The following is a 19,146-nucleotide window of genomic DNA, read 5'->3' as shown; positions in this document are numbered from 1 at the left end:
GCTTTCTGCCGGGACCGGCACTAGGCTCGCGTTGGCTGCACCTTTGAGGCGGCCGCAGGTCAGCACGACCTGCCTGTGCTGTTCCACACCACTGGAGGCGATGTGCACTGGGAACCGGCAAAGTACGCGCAGTTCGGCGACCACCGGCAGCGGCCGTTCTTTGACCTGACCGGCCGGATCGACGCGGCCGCGCCGCGTGAGGTGGTCGACCTGGGGTGCGGCCCGGGCAACCTCACCGCCACCCTCGCGGAGCGCTGGCCTGAGGCCCGGGTGGTGGGGGTCGATTCCTCGCCGGAGATGCTCTCCAAAGCTGAGGCCCATGCAGAACAGGCGGCCAACCTGGAGTTCCGGCTCGGGGACATCGCCGCGTGGACACCGCCTCCGGAAACCGACGTGGTGGTGAGCAACGCGGCGCTGCAGTGGGTCCCGGAACACCGTGAGCTGCTCCCGGCCTGGCTGGCGGCACTTCGCCCAGGGGCGTGGTTTGCCTTCCAGGTGCCCGGCAACTTCAGTTCCCCTTCCCACACGCTTTTGCGGGAACTCGCCGAGTCCCCGCCATGGCGGGCAAGGCTCGACGGCGTGCTCCGGCATGATGACGCCGTCGCCGAACCGGCAGGCTACCTTGACATCATGCTGCGCGCCGGCTGCGTTGCGGACGCCTGGGAAACCACGTATCTGCAGGTGCTACCCGGGGAGAACGCGGTCCTGGAATGGGTGCGGGGAACGGCCCTGCGCCCTGTTCTCGCCGCCTTGTCATCCGAGGACGCGGCCGAGTTCGAACGGGGCTACGGGCAGCGGCTGGCGGAGGCCTACCCGGCCACCGAGTACGGCACAGTCTTTCCGTTCCGCCGTATATTCGTGGTGGCCCGGAAACTGTAGGCCGACGCTACACGTTTCAGGCGCGTCCCATGCAGCAGGCGAGGGGATCCGTGATGTAGCTTACAAAGACGAAGCCATTATGGGGCCGGCCAGCGAGGCTCCTGTTTGTCCTAGTTGTGGAGGAGGCCCGGTGCTTTTTGGCCTCATGCGCCGCCTTCTGTCGGAACACCGCGCCGCGGTGTGGGTCCTCATCATGCTCCAGATGCTCCAAACGGCCGGCAATCTGCTGCTGCCAACCCTGAACGCAAGCATCATCGACGACGGCATCCTGCGCGGCCAACACGAGGTGATCCTGCAGCTTGGCGGCTGGATGGCAGCGATCTCCGTCGTCCAGGTCGGTGCCGCCCTGGGGGCGGGATACCTCGGGGCAGGGGTGGCCATGAAGATCGGCCACCGGCTCAGGCGAGACCTGTTCGCCAAGGTCCAGGCCATGTCCTCCCAGGAAGTCAGTGCCTTCGGCGCGCCCAGTCTCGTGACCCGGGCAACGAACGATGTCCAGCAGATCCAGACTTTCGCCGTCCTGGTCTTTACGATGCTGGCAGCCGCACCCGTCATGGGCATCGGAGGCGTCATCCTGGCTGTCCAGCAGGACGCGGTCCTGTCCATCGTCGTGATTGCCATCGTTCCGCTGCTGGTCCTCATCATGGCCTTCATCGTGCGGCGCCTGATTCCGCTATACCGGCAGGGGCAGACGCTCATAGACGGCGTGACGCGGATCCTGCGGGAACAGATCATCGGCGCCAGTGTGATCCGTGCCTTCGTGCGGCAGGACCACGAGGCGTCGCGCTTTGCCGAGGCGAACCGGAAGCTGACGGGCAACAACCTGCAGTCAGCCCTGCTCGTCGCCGCCATGCTGCCTCTGATCATGATCGTGGTGAACCTGTCCTCTGTGGCCGTGGTCTGGTTCGGCGGGCACCTCATCCAGGCCGGCACCATGCAGGTGGGGGCGCTGACCGCCTTCATCGCCTATATCCTGCAGATCCTGCTGGCCATCATGATGGCCATGTACGTGTTCATGACGGCTCCCCGGGCCGCCGTCTGTGCAGAGCGCATTCAGGAAGTCCTGGATGTGGTGCCTGCCATTGCCGGCGTCGAAACTCCCGACGGCGAAACTCCCGACGGCGGCGCAGCCTTCGCCGGGTCAGCGGCCGGCACGCCTATCGCCGGTGCCCCCGTCACCGGTGCCCCTGTCGCCAAGGCTCCTGTCGCCGGAGCAACTGTGGAGTTCCGGGACGTCGTTTTCGCCTATCCGGGGGCGGAAACCCCGGTTCTTGCCGGCATCTCCTTCACCGCCCACGCGGGATCCACCACAGCCGTTGTCGGCTCCACCGGCAGCGGAAAATCCACGCTGCTGAACCTGCTGCCGCGCTTCCTGGACGCCGTCGGCGGCGAGATCGGCCTGGACGGGCGGAACATCCGCACCTTCGGGCTGAATGACCTCCGGGGCAGGATGGCGGTGGTCCCGCAGCAGGCGTACCTTTTTGCCGGCACGGTGGCCGGAAACCTGCGCATGGCCGCGCCCGCGGCCACGGACGGGGATTTGTGGGAGGCCCTCCGCCGCGCGCAGGCTGAGGACTTCGTCCGCAACCTCCCAAACGGCCTGAACGCCGCAGTGGGGCAGGGTGGTGCGGGACTTTCGGGAGGCCAGCGGCAGCGGCTTTGCATTGCGCGCGCGATTCTCCGTGAGGCGCAGGTCTTCCTGTTCGACGACAGTTTTTCAGCCCTGGATTACGCTACGGAGGCGCGTGTCCGGCGGGCGCTCGTTCCGGTCCTGGAGTCCGCCACCGTGATTATCGTCGCCGAGCGGATTGCCAGCATCATGGATGCCGAACAGATTCTCGTGCTCAACGACGGCCGCCTCGAGGGGCAGGGGACCCACGCCGAGCTCCTCCGGACCTCCCGGACATACCGCGAGATGGCCGAGTCCCAGCTCGCCCTGAACGAGCTGCCGTGACGGGCAGGCTGCGATGAGGGGCGCACACGCCGCAGCACGGCCGGGCGGCGGTTTCCTGGCGGCCGCAACGCGGCTCATCGGACTCCTGGCCCCGGTCAGGGGCCGGATGGTCATCGCCATAGCGGCGACGTGCGGGTTTGCTGCACTCAACATCACAGCGCCGAAACTCCTCGGGGATGCCACAGATGTGGTGGTGGAGGCGTTCGTCGGCGGTGATTTCGACGAGGGCAGGCTGGCGGAACTGCTCGTGGTGGTGGCCCTCATGTATGTAGGGACTTCGCTGTTCAACTGGCTGCAGGGCGTGCTCACAGCCACGGCAGTACAACGCCTCATCTTCGAGCTGCGGGCCGCAGTCGAAGACAAGCTGCACCGGCTGCCGTCGTCGCACTTCCAGGAGCAGACGCGCGGTGACGTGCTCAGCCGGGCAACCAACGACGTCGATAACATTTCCCAGTCCCTCAACCAGTTGCTCACGCAGGTGATCATGGCTGTCCTGATGCTCTGCGGGTCACTGGCGATGATGCTGTGGATCTCGCCGCTGCTGGCAGCCATCGCGCTTGTCTCGGTTCCCATTTCGACCCTCATCACCGTCCTGATTGCCCGCAAGTCCCAGGCCCACTTTGCTGAGCAGTGGGCTTCCACAGGAGCGCTGAATGCCCACATCGAGGAGTTCGTGACGGGCCATGAGGTCATCAAGGCGTTTGGACAACAGGAAGCTGTCTCGCAGATTTTCGCGAGCGGAAACGACCGCCTTGCCCGCACCTCCGCCAGCGCGCAGTACATGTCGGCCGCCGTGCAGCCCCTGATGGTGTTCATCGCGAACCTCAATTACGTTGCCGTTGCCGTCGTGGGCGCCCTGCAGGTAGCGGCGGGGGCCATGACCATCGGCGGCGTCCAGGCATTCATCCAGTTCAGCAGGCTCTTTACGCAGCCCATGGGCCAGATCGGCGGGATGCTCACGCTGATGCAGTCGTGCGCGGCGTCCGCTGAACGGGTCTTCTCCCTCCTGGACTCGGAGGAGATCAAGGAACGTCCCGCTGCGGCCGGGAAGCAAAGCCTCAGCGGGCCAATCGAGTTCGAGGACGTGACGTTCGGCTACGTCCCGGGGGCTCCCGCCGTCAGCGGATTGACCTTCTCTGTTCAGCCGGGGCAGACGGTGGCAATCGTGGGCCATACGGGCGCCGGGAAAACCACCGTGGTCAACCTGCTGATGCGCTTCTATGAGCTTGACTCCGGCCGCATCACGTTCGGCGGCACAGACATCGCTGACGTGCCGCTCGACTCGCTGCGCTCACATTTCGGCGTGGTCCCGCAAGATGTCTGGCTGTTCAGCGGTACCATCCGGGACAACATCGAGTACGGACGGCCGGGGGCCAGCGACACGGACATCACGGCCGCGGCCGAGGCTACCCACGTGGCACCCTTCCTCCGCGCGCTGCCGGCCGGCTACTCCACCGAGCTCGGCAACGACGGCGATTCGCTGAGCCAGGGCCAGCGGCAGCTGATCACCATCGCCAGGGCGGAACTGGCAGGACGCAGCGTTCTGATTCTGGACGAGGCCACCAGCTCCGTGGACACGCGCACGGAGGTGCAGATCCGGCTGGCGATGAAGAGGCTGCGGAGCGGCAGGACCAGCTTCGTCATTGCCCACAGGTTGTCCACTATCCGCGACGCTGATCTAATCTTGGTCATGGACCACGGACGCATCGTTGAACAGGGAACCCACCGGAGCCTGCTGTCCGGGGACGGATACTACACACGGCTGTACAACGCCCAGTTCCGCGGACTCGACCGGGCCGCCGGAGAGCGGGCCCTGTGAGTACCGGCCAGCCCTTCCCCGGACAGTGGAAACCCAACCACAGCAGTTCAGTGGCCCTCTACGAGCAGCTCCGGCTTCACGTTATCGAGCAGGCCGACCAGGGAAAGATTGCCCCGGGGACCCGGCTGCCCGCCGTCAGAAGCCTTGCCGAGGCTCTCGGTGTGGCGCCCCATACCGTCGCGCGGGCCTACAAGGAACTTGAAGCCGCCGGTGTCGTGGCCACGAAGGGCCGGAACGGGACCGTCGTGTGCGCAAGGGATGAACGCTGGGGAGCGCTTTCGGCAGCCGCCGCCGAATTCGCCGCGGCGGCCAAGTCGCAGGGCGCCACCTTCGCGGAGGCTGTTCACCTGCTGGCAGCGGCCTACGACGCCGAATAGCGGTGGCCGCGTGGATATTCGAAGAAGTTTTCGATTAGCATTGGATGGTGCCTAAAGCCGTAGCTGAAGAAACAGCCGTAGATGCCCACTCCGCCGTCGTGCCCCTGACCTCTGCGAAGCCCGTGCGTCCGGACCTGTCCCGCCTGATTGTCAAAGGCGCCCGGGAGCATAACCTGCGCAACGTGGACCTCGATCTTCCGCGCGACGCCATGATCGTCTTCACCGGACTCTCCGGATCAGGGAAGTCGTCCCTCGCCTTCGACACGATCTTTGCCGAGGGCCAGCGCCGCTACGTCGAATCACTGTCGGCTTACGCCAGGCAGTTCCTGGGTCAGGTGGACAAGCCGGACGTCGACTTCATTGAGGGCCTGTCTCCGGCCGTGTCCATCGACCAGAAGTCGACGAGCAAGAACCCCCGCTCGACCGTCGGCACCATTACCGAGATCTACGACTACATGCGCCTCCTGTGGGCGCGCGTCGGCCGGCCGTACTGTCCGGTCTGCGGGGAGCCTGTCATCAAGCAGACGCCGCAGCAGATCGTGGACCAGCTGCTGGAGCTCGAATCGGGCACGCGGTTCCAGGTGCTCGCACCCGTGGTCCGCGGCCGCAAGGGCGAATTCGTCGACCTCTTCAAGGAGCTGACTGCTAAGGGCTATTCGCGTGCCCGGGTGGACGGCGAACTCATCCAGCTCAGCGATCCGCCCAAGCTCGGCAAGCAGTTCAAGCACACCATCGAAGTGGTAGTGGACCGCCTCGTGGTCAAGGAGGGCATCAGCCAGCGGCTGACCGATTCCATCGAAACGGCCCTCGGGCTGGCCGAAGGCCGCGTGCTGGCCGAGTTCGTGGACCTAGACGCCGATGCGCCCGACCGGCTGCGGGCGTTCTCCGAGAACCTTGCCTGCCCCAATGAGCACACTCTGGCGATCGACGAAATCGAGCCTCGGTCGTTCTCATTTAACAACCCCTTCGGCGCCTGCTCGGCGTGCAGCGGCATCGGAACGCGGCTCGAAGTCGACGAGGAGCTGATCGTCCCCAACCCCGAACTCTCCCTCGCAGAAGGCGCCATCGCGCCCTGGTCGCTCGGCACCGCCACCACGGAATATTGGAACCGGCTCCTGGACGGGCTGGCCAAGGAGGTGGGCTTCTCCATGGACACCCCGTGGGAGAAGCTGCCCAACGACGTCCGCCAGACCGTCCTCCACGGCAAGGACCACAAGGTTGTGGTCCAATACCGCAACAGGTTCGGCCGGGAGCGTAAATACAGCACCGGGTTCGAAGGCGCAATCCAGTATGTGCACCGCAAGCACGGCGAGACGGACTCGGACTGGGCCCGGGACCGCTACGAGGAATACATGCGGCAGGTTCCCTGCCCTGCCTGCAACGGCGCCAGGCTCAACCCTGCGTCGCTGTCGGTCCTGATCAACGGCAAATCGATCGCCGAGGTCGCTGCGCTGCCCATGCGCGAGTGCGCCGCATTCCTCAACAACCTGGTGCTGACAGGACGTGAAGCGCAGATCGCCCACCAGGTCCTGAAGGAAATCCAGGCACGGCTGACTTTCCTGCTGGATGTCGGCCTGGAGTACCTGAACCTTGAGCGCCCGTCCGCAACACTGTCCGGCGGCGAGGCCCAGCGGATCCGGCTTGCCACGCAGATCGGCTCAGGACTCGTCGGCGTGCTGTATGTGCTCGACGAGCCCTCCATCGGCCTGCACCAGCGTGACAACCGCCGGCTGATCGAAACGCTCACCAGGCTCCGGGACATGGGCAACACGCTCATCGTTGTGGAGCACGATGAAGACACGATCCATGAAGCCGACTGGATTGTGGACATCGGCCCGGGGGCGGGGGAGCACGGCGGCCAGGTGGTGCATTCGGGCTCCTATGAATCCCTGCTGAAGAACAATGCATCCCTCACGGGCGAATACCTCTCGGGCCGCAAGAAGATCGACATCCCCAAGAAGCGGCGGAAGTACGACAAAAAGCGTGAAATCAAGGTAGTCGGCGCCAGGGAAAACAACCTCTTCAACGTCGACGCCGCCTTTCCGCTGGGCCTTTTTACTGCCGTAACCGGAGTCAGTGGCTCCGGCAAATCGACCCTCGTCAACGAGATCCTCTACAAGGTGCTGGCCAACAAGCTCAACGGTGCCAAGCAGGTTGCCGGACGGCACCGCACGGTGCAGGGGCTGGAGCACCTCGACAAGGTGGTCCACGTGGACCAGAGCCCAATCGGCCGCACCCCGCGCTCGAACCCGGCCACCTACACAGGCGTCTTCGACAACATCCGCAAACTGTTTGCTGAGACCACCGAAGCCAAGGTCCGGGGCTACATGCCCGGACGGTTCTCCTTCAACGTCAAGGGCGGCAGGTGCGAGGCATGTTCCGGTGACGGCACCCTGAAGATCGAGATGAACTTCCTGCCGGACGTATACGTGCCGTGCGAGGTCTGCCACGGTGCCCGGTACAACCGCGAGACGCTCGAAGTGCACTACAAGGGCAAGACCATCGCTGACGTGCTGAACATGCCCATCGAGGAGGGCGCCGAATTCTTCGCGGCCTTCTCACCGATCGCCCGCCACCTCAACACCCTTGTGGACGTCGGCCTGGGCTACGTGCGCCTCGGCCAGCCCGCCACCACGCTCTCCGGCGGCGAGGCCCAACGCGTCAAGCTGGCCGCCGAGCTCCAGAAGCGTTCAAACGGCCGCAGCATTTACGTTCTGGACGAACCCACCACGGGGCTGCACTTCGAGGACATCCGCAAGCTGTTGCTCGTGCTCCAGAGCTTGGTGGACAAGGGCAACACCGTCATCACCATCGAGCACAACCTCGACGTCATCAAGAGTGCGGACTGGATCGTTGACCTCGGACCGGACGGCGGCTCGGGCGGCGGCCGGATCGTGGCATCGGGGACACCCGAGCAGCTGGCCAAATCGAAGGATAGCCACACCGCGACGTTCCTGGCCGAGATTCTCGGCTAAGAAAGCACTCTTGGGGGCGGGAGAGCGCGCCGCGGTGCATGCCGGCAACCCGGACCACCGAACCTATTCATGCCGTGCGGGGAAGTATTCCCCGCACGGCATGTGAATTTGTGCAGAGGTGCTCTCGTGAGAAACTAAGCCGGTGACTTCAACAATAGTGCCCGTGATCTTCGACCTGGACGGCACTCTTGTCGATCCGGCCGGCGGAATAACAGACGGAATTGCCGCGGCTCTCGCGGAATTCGGTATTCCCGTCCCAAGCCAGGATCTTCTGGACGCGATGGTGGGGCCAAAGCTGAGCGACTCACTGCTGACCGTCGCAGGCGTTCCGCAGGCCCTGCTTAAGAACGTCATCCGCAGCTACCGGATGCGCTACCTGGATACAGGCATCTCGCAAAGCCGTCTTTACCCGGGGATCGCAGAGCTCCTGGACCGCTACGCCGCAGCAGGACGGCCTGTGGCAGTGGCGACACAAAAGCCGGAGAACCTCGCACACATCGTTCTGGAACATCACAAGATAGCGCGCCGCTTCGCGGCGATCAGGGGATCCTCTGTGGATGAATCCGCCGCAGCCGCAGGACCCGTCGGCAAGACCGGCATCATCGCCGCCGCCATGGCAGACCTCCACACCCAGCACGCCATCATGGTGGGTGACCGTGCGCAGGACGTGGCGGGCGCAATTGCCAACGGCATCGACTGCATTGGCGTCAGCTGGGGCTTCGCCCCCGACGGCGAACTTGAGAACGCGGGCGCCGTGGCTGTGGTCCACGACGCGCCGGGCCTGCGCAATGCGATCGAAGAGCTGGAATCGGTCCGGGCCGTGGCTTTGAGTGAGGTGCGCAACGATGGAGCTCTTTGACAGCATCAGGTGGACCACCCGCGGACTGATTTCGGGCACGTGCCGGCCAACGGTGATCGGCCTGGAGAACGTGCCGAAGGACGGCCCGTTCATTGTGGCTCCCAACCACCTCTCCTTCCTGGACAGCGTGATCGTGCAGGCGCTGATGCCGCGTCCCGTGGCCTTTTTCGCCAAGGCCGAGTACTTCACGACGAAGGGGGTCAAGGGGCGCCTCATGAAGTCCTTTTTCCAGGCTGTCGGTTCCATTCCTGTGGAGCGCGGTGAACAGGCCGCGAGCGTGCAGGCGCTCAAGACGCTCCTGGACATCCTGGAAGACGGAAGGGGGATCGGCATCTATCCGGAGGGCACCCGTTCCCGCGACGGGATCCTCTACCGCGGCCGGACCGGGGTGGGCTGGCTGGCCCTCACCACAGGTGCCCCCGTCATTCCCGTTGGCCTCATAGGCACGGAGAAGCTGCAGCCCGCGGGGCGCAATGCCGTGAAGCCCCAGCACTTCACCATGAAGGTCGGCGAGCCGCTGTATTTCGAGAAGACCGGGCCGGACCACTCCCTGCCGGCGCGCCGGCAGGTCACCGACCGCATCATGGACGCCATCGCAGAGCTCAGCGGGCAGGAGCGCTCCACAGGCTATAACCAGAGCAAGGTCATCGAGTAGGGACGGCCAGGGGGCCTCCGCCGGCTCAGTAGACTGGAAGCGTGGCAGATCCAGCAAGTTACCGACCCCAGACGGGCGAAATTCCTACCAATCCGGGCGTATACAGGTTCCGGGATCCCCACGGCAGGGTCATCTACGTCGGCAAGGCCAAGAACCTCCGCTCTCGCCTGAACTCGTACTTCGCCAACCCCGCGGGCCTCCTGCCGAAGACGCACGCGATGGTCCACGCCGCCAGCAGCGTCGAGTGGACCGTCGTCGGAAGCGAACTGGAATCCCTGCAGCTCGAATACACGTGGATCAAGGAATTCAAGCCGCGGTTCAACGTTGTTTTCCGGGACGACAAGACCTACCCGTACCTCGCCGTCACGATGGGGGAGAAACTGCCACGCGTGCAGGTGATGCGCGGCGAGCGGCGCAAGGGCACGCGCTACTTCGGACCGTACACTGCCGGCGCAATCAGGGAAACCATGGACACCCTGCTGCGTGTGTTCCCGGTGCGCAGCTGCAGCGCCGGTGTCCTCAAGCGGGCCCAGGCCAGTGGCCGGCCGTGCCTGCTCGGCTACATCGACAAGTGCTCGGCGCCCTGCGTCGGCCGTGTCACCCCCGAGGAACACCGGGCCCTGGCCGAGGACTTCTGTGCCTTCATGGGCGGAGAGGCCAAGCGCTTCATCGCGCGGCTGGAAAAGGACATGGCTGCCGCCGTCGCTGAGCTCGACTACGAGCGGGCCGCTCGGATCCGCGACGATATCGCGGCCCTCCGCAAAGTCTTTGAGCGGAACGCCGTGGTGCTGGCGGAGGACACGGACGCCGACATTTTCGCACTGCATGAGGACGAGCTCGAAGCCGCAGTCCAGGTATTCCACGTCCGCGGCGGCAGGGTCCGGGGCCAGCGCGGCTGGGTGGTGGAGAAGGTGGAGGACTTCACCACGCCGGACCTCGTCGAACACCTGCTGCAGCAGGTTTACGGCGAGGACGCGGAAGTCCAGGGCAGGCTGCCCCGCGAAGTGCTGGTCCCCGTGGAGCCGAGCAATGCCGCCGAGCTGGCGGTATGGCTGGGCGGCCTTCGCGGCGCAAAGGTGGACATCCGGGTGCCGCAGCGCGGCGACAAGGCCGCCCTGATGTCTACCGTCAGGGACAATGCGGAACACGCCCTCAGGCTGCACAAGACCCGGCGGGCGGGTGACCTCACCGTGCGGTCGCAGGCGCTGCAGGAACTTCAGGAGGCCCTCGAGCTGCCCGTACCGCTGCTGCGGATCGAGTGCTATGACGTCTCGCATGTCCAGGGAACCAACGTGGTGGCATCCATGGTGGTGGTGGAAGACGGGCTGCCCAAGAAGTCCGATTACCGCAAGTTCTCCATCACCGGGCCGGCGGCAACCGATGACACAGCCGCCATGCACGACGTCCTGACCCGGCGCTTCCGGCACTACCTCGTGGACAAGACGGCGCAGGTGGAGGCCGCCGACGCCGGGATGGCACCCCCGGAGACCGCCGGCGGCGGGGTTGCTGTGGCCGACACCACCACCCCGGCGCCCAAGGCCAAGTTTGCCTACCCACCCAATCTCGTGGTGGTCGACGGCGGAAAACCGCAGGTCAACGCGGCCGCCCGCGCTTTGGCGGGTCTCGGCGTGGACGACGTCTACGTGGTGGGGCTGGCCAAGCGGCTGGAGGAAGTATGGCTGCCGGACAGTGACTTCCCGGTGATCCTGCCCCGGTCGTCCCAGGGGCTGTACATGCTGCAGCGCATCCGCGACGAGGCGCACCGCTTCGCCATCTCATTCCACCGGCAGAAGCGCGGCAAGGCGATGACGGTTTCTGCCCTTGACGGTGTCCCGGGTCTCGGCGACTCCAAGCGCAAGGCTCTGCTGGCCCACTTCGGGTCCGTGAAGAAAATAAAGGCGGCAACTGCAGAGGAGCTTACGGCCGCCAAAGGCATCGGACCTTCTCTCGCGGCTGCCATTGTCACCCACTTCAGTGCCAACGGCGCGGGCGCCGAGTCCTTGGACACCGTTCCGGCCATCAACATGACCACCGGCGAAGTGCTGGAAACTTAGCCCGCGTCCTGATTCTTAGCTAGGGTAAGTACGGACATCTTGCGGCGCGCAAGTAGTGTGCGCACGCACACGGCAGGCAAGAGCAGAAATGGGGCTGGAATTGATGGCAGAGCCGACGGCAGGAACCGGCGTGGATGAGGACGGCCTCACGCCTGTGAAGCCGGTCGAGGCCGAACTGCTCGTGGTGACGGGCATGTCCGGAGCCGGCCGCAGCACGGCATCCGACGCGCTGGAGGACCACGGCTGGTATGTCGTCGAAAACCTGCCCCCGCAGATGCTGGGCACCCTGGCGGAGCTCGTGTCGCACGCCCCGCAGACGATCCCCAGGCTTGCGGTCGTGGTGGATGTCCGGAGCAAGGCGCTGTTCGCCGACATCCGCGCCGCCCTCCATGCCCTGGCGGCCAGCGGGGTCACCTTCCGCGTGCTGTTCTTGGACGCAAGCGACGACGTCCTGGTCCGCCGGTTCGAGCAGGGCAGGCGCCCGCACCCGCTGCAGGGCGGCGGCAGGATCCTGGACGGCATCGCCGCGGAACGCGAGCTCCTGAAAGAGCTGCGGGATTCCTCCGACCTCGTCCTGGACACATCCACGTTCAACGTCCACGGCCTGGCCACCGCCATCACCGAACTCTTCTCCGAGACCGGCCCCGTGGCCCTGCGCCTGAACATCATGAGCTTTGGCTTCAAATACGGACTGCCTGTTGACGCGAACTACGTTGCCGACGTCCGGTTCATACCCAATCCCCACTGGGTACCCAAGCTGAGGCCGCACACCGGCCTTGACCAGGACGTCAGCGACTACGTCCTCGAAGCCGAGGGCGTCCCGACTTTCGTGGAACGCTACGTCATGGCGCTCGAGCCGGTCCTCGACGGATACCGTCGGGAAAACAAGCACTACGCCACCATCGCCGTGGGCTGCACCGGCGGGAAACACCGGTCGGTGGCGGTCGCCGTCGAGCTCTCCAAGAAACTGGCGCAGTATCCACGCGTCACGGTGACCACCACGCACCGGGACCTGGGCCGCGAATAATGGGCGTGCTGACCGGCCCGCTGCCCCTCGTTCCGCCGTCAGGGCTGGCGGGCTCGCAGCAGGCCAAAGGCCCATCTGTGGTTGCCCTGGGCGGAGGCCACGGCCTCGCGGCATCCCTCTCCGCGCTGCGGCTGTTGACCTCTGAACTGACGGCGATCGTCACCGTGGCGGACGACGGCGGATCCTCCGGGCGCCTGCGCGAAGAGTACGGCGTCCTGCCGCCCGGCGACTTGCGCATGGCCCTGTCGGCGCTGTGTGATGACACCGACTGGGGCCGCACGTGGCGCGACGTCATGCAGCACCGCTTCCGGTCCGGGCCCGGCGGCGGTTCGCTGGACGACCACGCCATGGGCAATCTGCTGATCGTCACCCTGTGGGAGCTGCTCGGCGACGCCGTGGCCGGGCTGAAATGGGCCGGAGCGCTGCTTGGGGCCCGTGGCCAGGTCCTGCCGATGTCCACGGTGCCACTCACCATCGAGGGCGACGTGCGGGTTACCGCGCCGGACGGCAGCAGCACGCTGACCACCATCCGGGGCCAGGCGCGCTGCGCCGTCGCCGGTTCGCTGGAAAGCGTACGGCTCATGCCGGAGGAGGCGCCGGCATGCGTTGAAGCCCTTTCCGCGATTGAACTTGCCGACTGGGTGATCCTGGGCCCGGGGTCCTGGTACACCTCGGTCCTTCCGCACTTGCTGTTGCCTGAGATGCGGCAGGCGCTGTGCGACACGCCGGCCAAGCGCTGCCTCACCATGAACCTGGCCATGGACACGAAGGAAACCTCAGGGATGTCCGCCGCTGACCACCTGCGCGTCCTGCGCAGCTATGCACCGGACTTCACGGCCGACGTCGTGCTGGCCGACCCCGCATCCGTATCAGACGTGAAGGAATTTGAGCGGGCCGCGGGGATGATCGGAGCCGAGGTTGTCTTGGGTAAAGTAGGGGCTTCGGGTCAGCGTCCCGTCCACGACCCCCTGCGGCTGGCAACGGCCTACCAGGATATTTTCGGGAACAGTTAGGAAGGTGTCATGGCACTGACAGCATCAGTCAAAGAAGAACTGTCCCGCCTGGACATTAAGAAGTCGTCGGTACGCAAGGCCGAAGTATCGGCCATGCTCCGCTTCGCCGGAGGGCTCCACATCATCTCCGGCCGGATCGTCATTGAAGCCGAGGTGGATTTGGCTTCAACCGCCCGGCGTCTGCGGGCGGCCATCGCGGAAGTGTACGGGCACCAGAGTGAAATCATTGTGGTTTCCGGCAGCGGCCTGCGGCGAGGCAGCCGCTACGTGGTGCGCGTAGTCCGTGACGGCGAGGCACTGGCACGCCAGACCGGCCTCCTGGATACCCGGGGACGCCCGGTGCGGGGTCTTCCGTCGGTGGTCGTCAACGGTTCCGCTGCCGATGCCGAGGCGGTGTGGCGCGGCGCCTTCCTGGCCCACGGCTCCCTCACCGAGCCGGGCCGGTCGTCCTCTATGGAAGTCACCTGCCCCGGTCCTGAATCCGCCCTGGCCCTCGTCGGAGCAGCCCGCCGGCTGGGAATCCAGGCCAAGGCGCGCGAAGTCAGGGGAGTGGACCGCGTGGTGATCCGCGACGGCGATACCATCGCCGCCCTGCTCACCAGGATGGGGGCGCACGACGCGCTCATGGTCTGGGAAGAACGGCGGATGCGAAAGGAAGTGCGCGCTACCGCCAACCGTCTGGCCAACTTCGACGACGCCAACCTTCGCCGCTCGGCGCAGGCAGCCGTAGCTGCCGGCGCACGGGTTGACCGCGCCCTGGAGATCCTGGGCGACGACGTCCCTGAACACCTGAAGTACGCGGGGGAGCTCCGCGTGGCGCACAAGCAGGCCAGCCTCGACGAGCTTGGCCGGCTTGCGGACCCGCCCATGACCAAGGACGCAATCGCCGGCCGGATCCGGCGCCTGCTCGCGATGGCGGACAAACGCGCCTCCGACCTTGGCATTCCGGGGACGGATGCCAATGTGACGCCGGAAATGCTGGACGAGTAACGGCGCCCCTAGAATCAAGACCAGATGGTGGACTAACCTGACGGGCCGCGACTTCCGGGCCCGGGTCAGCCAGTTCCCGCCATTGAGATTTCCGGATGACCCGTCGTCCGGATGCACAATCCGAGAGTTACCAAACCGGACAAACTGTCCACGACATTGGAGGATTTTGTGACCGAGTACGTTCTGCCCGAACTCAAGTACGACTACGCAGCGCTGGAGCCCCACATCTCCGCGAAGATCATGGAGCTGCACCACAGCAAGCACCACGCAGCCTACGTCACGGGCGCCAACAACGCGCTGGCCCAGCTCGCCGAGGCCCGCGACAAGGGCGACTTCGCCAACATCAACCGGCTCTCGAAGGACCTGGCCTTCCACACCGGCGGCCACGTCAACCACTCCGTGTTCTGGAACAACCTGTCCCCGGACGGCGGCGACAAGCCGGAAGGCGAGCTGGCTGCAGCCATCGACGACGCCTTCGGCTCGTTCGACGCTTTCCGCGCCCAGTTCTCCGCTGCGGCACTCGGCCTGCAGGGCTCCGGCTGGGGCTTCCTGGCCTACGAACCCATCGGCGGCAACCTGGTCATCGAGCAGCTGTATGACCAGCAGGGCAACGTGGCACTCGGCACCACGCCGCTGCTCATGCTGGACATGTGGGAGCACGCCTTCTACCTCGACTACGTCAACGTCAAGGCTGACTATGTCAAGGCATTCTGGAACATCGTGAACTGGGCCGACGTCGCGCAGCGCTTCGCCGCCGCACGTGCCAACGCCACGGGCCTGATTACCCTCTAAGCATGTGACCAGCGCAACAAGCACTGGTAACAAACTTCACATTCAGTCCGTTTAGGGCCGAAATGTGGACGGTCCGCCCCCGCACTTGCGGGGGCGGACCTTCTTAAACGTAAGATGGATCACGGAAGGCGGTTAGCCTTCAGCAATGTGGCTGGTCGCCCTCCGATCTGGTAATCATCTCTGCCCAATGGCGTGCGGGATCTGTTAGTTGGCTTGAACGCCCGCTCAACTAGTTGTGCTTCACAAGCACCAAGGAGACTGAAAAAGTGACCACCCGTATTGGTATCAACGGCTTTGGCCGCATCGGCCGCAACTACTTCCGCGCAGCACTTGCACAGGGTGCCGATCTCGAGATCGTTGCCGTCAACGACCTCACCAGCCCCGAGGCACTGGCCCACCTGCTGAAGTACGACTCCGTCGGCGGCCGCCTGACCGAAACCGTTGAGGTCAAAGAGGGCAACCTGGTCGTGAACGGCAACGCCATCAAGGTCCTGGCCGAGCGTGACCCGGCCAACCTGCCCTGGGGCGAGCTCGGCGTCGACATCGTCATCGAATCCACGGGCTTCTTCACCAAGGCAGCAGCCGCCAAGAAGCACATTGACGCAGGTGCCAAGAAGGTCCTGATCTCCGCACCGGCTTCCGATGAAGACATCACCATCGTCATGGGCGTCAACCACGAACTGTACGACCCCGCAGCACACCACATCATTTCCAACGCCTCCTGCACCACCAACTGCCTCGGCCCGCTGGCCAAGGTCATCAACGACGCCTTCGGCATCGAGCGCGGCCTGATGACCACGGTCCACGCCTACACGGCTGACCAGAACCTGCAGGACGGCCCGCACAACGATCTCCGCCGCGCCCGCGCCGCCGCCATCAACATGGTTCCGACCTCCACGGGTGCAGCCAAGGCCATCGGCCTGGTCCTGCCGGAACTCAAGGGCAAGCTGGACGGCTACGCCATCCGCGTTCCGGTTCCCACCGGCTCCGCCACGGACCTCACCGTCACCGTCGGCCGCGAAACCACCGTCGAGGAAGTCAACGCCGCCCTGCGGAAGGCAGCGGAGTCGGACGAACTCCAGGGAATCCTGACCTACACCGATGCCCCCATCGTCTCCTCCGACATCGTGGGCGACCCCGCGTCGTCGATCTTCGACTCCGGACTGACCAAGGTCATCGGCAACCAGGTCAAGGTTGTTTCGTGGTATGACAACGAATGGGGCTACTCGAACCGCCTGGTGGACCTCACGGAGCTTGTTGCCGCAAAGCTGGGCTAGGGTTAGCTACATGACATTTCACACCCTCAACGAACTGATCGCTGAAGGTGTCCGCGGGCGGTACATTCTCGTCAGAAGTGACCTGAATGTGCCGCTCGACGGCTCTACAGTGACTGACGACGGCCGCATCAAGGCCTCACTGCCAGTGCTGGGAAAGCTGACGGACGCCGGTGCCCGTGTGCTGGTAACAGCCCACCTGGGCCGCCCCAAGGGCGCCCCGGATGACAAGTACTCGCTCAAGCCCGCTGCGGCCCGGCTGGCCGAGCTTGCGTCGTTCCCCGTCTCGCTTGCCGAGGATACGGTGGGACGTTCGGCGAAGGAGCTCGCCTCCTCGCTGGAGGATGGCCAGGCCCTGGTTCTCGAGAACGTCCGCTTCGACGCCCGCGAAACCAGCAAAGACGACTCTGAGCGGGGCGCCTTTGCGGATGAGCTGGTAGCACTGACCGGCGAGAACGGCGCTTTCGTGGATGACGCTTTCGGTGCCGTGCACCGCAAGCACGCCAGCGTGTACGACGTCGCCACGCGGCTTCCGTCCTACCAGGGCGACCTGGTCCACACGGAAGTGGAGGTGCTGCGCAAGCTCACGGCAGACACCCAGCGCCCCTACGTCGTGGTACTCGGCGGCTCGAAGGTTTCCGACAAGCTCGCTGTCATTGACAACCTGATCGGCAAGGCTGACACGATCCTCGTCGGCGGCGGCATGCTGTTCACGTTCCTTGCAGCAGAGGGCCACAAGGTAGCCGGAAGCCTCCTGGAAGAGGACCAGATCCCCGTGGTGCAGGATTACCTCAAGCGCGCTGCCGATGCCGGCACGGAGTTTGTGGTGCCCACGGACGTCGTGGTTGCCGCGAAATTCGCCGCGGACGCAGACCATGAGACGGTCAGCGCCGACGCCATCGAAAGCAGCAGCTTCGGCCCTCAGGGCATCGGCCTCGACATCGGGCCGGATTCCGCGAAAGCCTTCGCGGAGCGGATCCAGGCAGCCAAGACGGTGTTCTGGAACGGCCCCATGGGCGTCTTCGAATTCGAAGCGTTCTCCGGCGGCACGCGCGCCATTGCGCAGGCCCTGACGGAAACGGACGCCTTCACCGTGGTGGGCGGCGGCGACTCCGCCGCTGCAGTCCGGACCCTCGGCTTCGCCGACGACCAGTTCGGTCATATTTCCACTGGAGGCGGCGCAAGCCTGGAATACCTTGAAGGCAAGGAACTCCCCGGCCTGAGCGTTCTGGACCGCTAAACACTCCCAGCCGGCAGGGCGCCCGAGCCGCAGGTTTCGGGCGCCCTGCCGGCTGCTTCCCATGATCAGCACATTTGAGCCGCACTTTTGGAGAACACGTGACAACGTCAACTAACGGCAGCTTTGACCGCACCCCCCTGATTGCGGGCAACTGGAAGATGAACATGGACCACGTCCAAGGCATCACACTCCTGCAGAAGCTGGCCTGGACCCTGTCGGACGCCAAGCATGACTACAGCCGGGTGGAAGTAGCCGTCTTCCCGCCTTTCACGGACCTTCGCGGCGTCCAGACGCTCGTCCAGGGTGACGAACTCGACGTCGCCTACGGCGCGCAGGACCTGTCGCAGTTCGACTCCGGCGCCTACACCGGCGACATCTCAGGACAGTTCCTGAACAAGCTCGGGTGCAAGTATGTACTGGTGGGGCACAGCGAACGCCGCACCATCCACAATGAATCTGATGACGTGCTGAACGCCAAGGTCAAGGCCGCCTACCGCCACGGCGTCACTCCGGTGCTGTGCGTCGGCGAAGGCCTGGAAATCCGCCAGGCGGGCACCCACGTCCAGCACACGCTGAACCAGCTCCGTGCTGACGTTGCGGGGCTCTCGGCAGAACAGGCCGCCGAGCTCGTGGTCGCTTATGAGCCTGTCTGGGCCATCGGCACGGGAGAGGTTGCCGGCCCCGAAGACGCCCAGGAAATGTGCGCAGCCATCCGGGCCGAGCTTGCCCAACTGTTCGGCGCAGACGTCGCGGCCAAGGTGCGGCTGCTGTACGGCGGGTCTGTGAAGGCCAACAACGCCGCGGCCATCCTCAACGAGCGCGACGTTGATGGCGTGTTGGTCGGCGGCGCCAGCCTCGACCCGGCCGAGTTTGCTAATATTGTCAGGTTCGAGAGTCACCTGGTGACGGACTAGTCCGGACACCGGTCAACTCCCGCATTTCCAATCTTCTGAAAGGCCGTCGTGGACGTTCTTCATGTCATTCTGCAGATCCTCCTGGGCGTCACCAGCCTCCTGCTGACTTTGCTCATCCTGCTCCATAAGGGACGTGGCGGCGGACTGTCGGACATGTTCGGCGGCGGAATGAGTTCCGGCCTGAGCTCATCGGGTGTCGCTGAAAAGAACCTGAACAGGTTCACTGTCATCCTGGGCATCACCTGGGGCGCCGTGATCATCGCGCTGGGCCTGCTGATGCGGTTCACGGGCGTCGCCGACTCCTAGCCCGCCCTTGCCTGACCG

16 protein-coding genes are annotated in these 19,146 nt (G+C 65.2%); all 16 read left to right on the top strand.

The features are described from left to right. Positions 1–102 precede the first annotated feature (102 nt). The 16 genes from ACIP90_RS02535 to secG all read left to right on the top strand — a co-directional run bounded on the left by ACIP90_RS02535 (position 103) and on the right by secG (position 19,128). Positions 103–879: a trans-aconitate 2-methyltransferase gene (locus ACIP90_RS02535; RefSeq protein WP_400576547.1), complete on the top strand. Its 777-nt coding sequence runs from the start codon at positions 103–105 to the stop codon at positions 877–879. 130 nt (positions 880–1,009) lie between these two features. Then, positions 1,010–2,833, top strand: coding sequence for an ABC transporter ATP-binding protein (locus ACIP90_RS02530; RefSeq protein ID WP_400576544.1), 1,824 nt, complete (start codon positions 1,010–1,012; stop codon positions 2,831–2,833). A gap of 13 nt (positions 2,834–2,846) precedes the next feature. Next, entirely contained in the window at positions 2,847–4,652 is a 1,806-nt protein-coding gene (locus ACIP90_RS02525) for an ABC transporter ATP-binding protein (RefSeq protein ID WP_400576542.1), read from the top strand. Next, positions 4,649–5,029 carry a GntR family transcriptional regulator gene (locus tag ACIP90_RS02520; protein WP_400576539.1) on the top strand — a complete coding sequence of 127 codons (381 nt, stop codon included), beginning with the start codon at positions 4,649–4,651 and terminating at the stop codon, positions 5,027–5,029. Before ACIP90_RS02525 ends, ACIP90_RS02520 begins: the two co-directional genes overlap by 4 nt. 47 nt (positions 5,030–5,076) lie before the next feature. Further along, positions 5,077–8,004 carry an excinuclease ABC subunit UvrA gene (gene uvrA / locus ACIP90_RS02515; protein ID WP_400576537.1) on the top strand — a complete coding sequence of 976 codons (2,928 nt, stop codon included), beginning with the start codon at positions 5,077–5,079 and terminating at the stop codon, positions 8,002–8,004. A gap of 142 nt (positions 8,005–8,146) precedes the next feature. Further along, a complete protein-coding gene (locus tag ACIP90_RS02510; protein ID WP_400576535.1) occupies positions 8,147–8,863 on the top strand; it encodes an HAD hydrolase-like protein in 717 nt (238 codons plus the stop codon). Next, complete coding sequence (locus ACIP90_RS02505; protein WP_400576533.1) at positions 8,850–9,518, top strand: lysophospholipid acyltransferase family protein; 669 nt, start codon at positions 8,850–8,852, stop codon at positions 9,516–9,518. Before ACIP90_RS02510 ends, ACIP90_RS02505 begins: the two co-directional genes overlap by 14 nt. A 41-nt stretch (positions 9,519–9,559) precedes the next feature. Beyond that, positions 9,560–11,572, top strand: a complete 2,013-nt coding sequence (gene uvrC / locus ACIP90_RS02500; protein ID WP_400576531.1) for an excinuclease ABC subunit UvrC — start codon at positions 9,560–9,562, stop codon at positions 11,570–11,572. 103 nt (positions 11,573–11,675) lie between these two features. Further along, positions 11,676–12,599 carry an RNase adapter RapZ gene (gene rapZ / locus ACIP90_RS02495; protein ID WP_400576779.1) on the top strand — a complete coding sequence of 308 codons (924 nt, stop codon included), beginning with the start codon at positions 11,676–11,678 and terminating at the stop codon, positions 12,597–12,599. After that, positions 12,599–13,612 (top strand): uridine diphosphate-N-acetylglucosamine-binding protein YvcK, encoded by a 1,014-nt coding sequence (gene yvcK, locus ACIP90_RS02490; protein ID WP_400576528.1) that lies wholly within the window; start codon positions 12,599–12,601, stop codon positions 13,610–13,612. The genes rapZ and yvcK overlap by 1 nt, the downstream gene beginning before the upstream one ends. A 9-nt stretch (positions 13,613–13,621) precedes the next feature. After that, a complete protein-coding gene (gene whiA / locus ACIP90_RS02485) occupies positions 13,622–14,602 on the top strand; it encodes a DNA-binding protein WhiA (RefSeq protein ID WP_230117204.1) in 981 nt (326 codons plus the stop codon). A gap of 168 nt (positions 14,603–14,770) precedes the next feature. Then, positions 14,771–15,394 (top strand): superoxide dismutase, encoded by a 624-nt coding sequence (locus ACIP90_RS02480; RefSeq protein WP_400576524.1) that lies wholly within the window; start codon positions 14,771–14,773, stop codon positions 15,392–15,394. A gap of 266 nt (positions 15,395–15,660) precedes the next feature. Continuing rightward, entirely contained in the window at positions 15,661–16,671 is a 1,011-nt protein-coding gene (gene gap, locus ACIP90_RS02475) for a type I glyceraldehyde-3-phosphate dehydrogenase (RefSeq protein ID WP_400576521.1), read from the top strand. 10 nt (positions 16,672–16,681) lie between these two features. After that, complete coding sequence (locus ACIP90_RS02470; protein WP_400576519.1) at positions 16,682–17,908, top strand: phosphoglycerate kinase; 1,227 nt, start codon at positions 16,682–16,684, stop codon at positions 17,906–17,908. A 98-nt stretch (positions 17,909–18,006) separates the two neighbouring features. After that, a complete protein-coding gene (tpiA, locus tag ACIP90_RS02465; RefSeq protein WP_400576516.1) occupies positions 18,007–18,822 on the top strand; it encodes a triose-phosphate isomerase in 816 nt (271 codons plus the stop codon). A 48-nt stretch (positions 18,823–18,870) separates the two neighbouring features. Beyond that, the gene (secG, locus tag ACIP90_RS02460; RefSeq protein WP_400481606.1) at positions 18,871–19,128 is read left to right on the top strand and encodes a preprotein translocase subunit SecG; all 258 of its coding nucleotides are present in this window, start codon (positions 18,871–18,873) and stop codon (positions 19,126–19,128) included. Positions 19,129–19,146: the final 18 nt, after the last annotated feature.

The sequence above is a fragment of the Arthrobacter sp. NPDC093139 genome, from assembly GCF_044754165.1.
Taxonomy (GTDB): Bacteria; Actinomycetota; Actinomycetes; order Actinomycetales; family Micrococcaceae; genus Arthrobacter.
Note: the sequence above shows the minus strand (reverse complement) of the source record. Positions and strands in the feature narration are given on the sequence as shown.

What these genes read in the sequence shown, in the direction of transcription:
- ACIP90_RS02525 (WP_400576542.1), top strand. Translation starts at nt 2,847, where the DNA reads ATGAGGGGCGCACACGCCGCAGCACGGCCGGGCGGCGGTTTCCTGGCG.
- ACIP90_RS02505 (WP_400576533.1), top strand. Translation starts at nt 8,850, where the DNA reads ATGGAGCTCTTTGACAGCATCAGGTGGACCACCCGCGGACTGATTTCG.
- rapZ (WP_400576779.1), top strand. Translation starts at nt 11,676, where the DNA reads ATGGCAGAGCCGACGGCAGGAACCGGCGTGGATGAGGACGGCCTCACG.
- yvcK (WP_400576528.1), top strand. Translation starts at nt 12,599, where the DNA reads ATGGGCGTGCTGACCGGCCCGCTGCCCCTCGTTCCGCCGTCAGGGCTG.
- whiA (WP_230117204.1), top strand. Translation starts at nt 13,622, where the DNA reads ATGGCACTGACAGCATCAGTCAAAGAAGAACTGTCCCGCCTGGACATT.
- ACIP90_RS02470 (WP_400576519.1), top strand. Translation starts at nt 16,682, where the DNA reads ATGACATTTCACACCCTCAACGAACTGATCGCTGAAGGTGTCCGCGGG.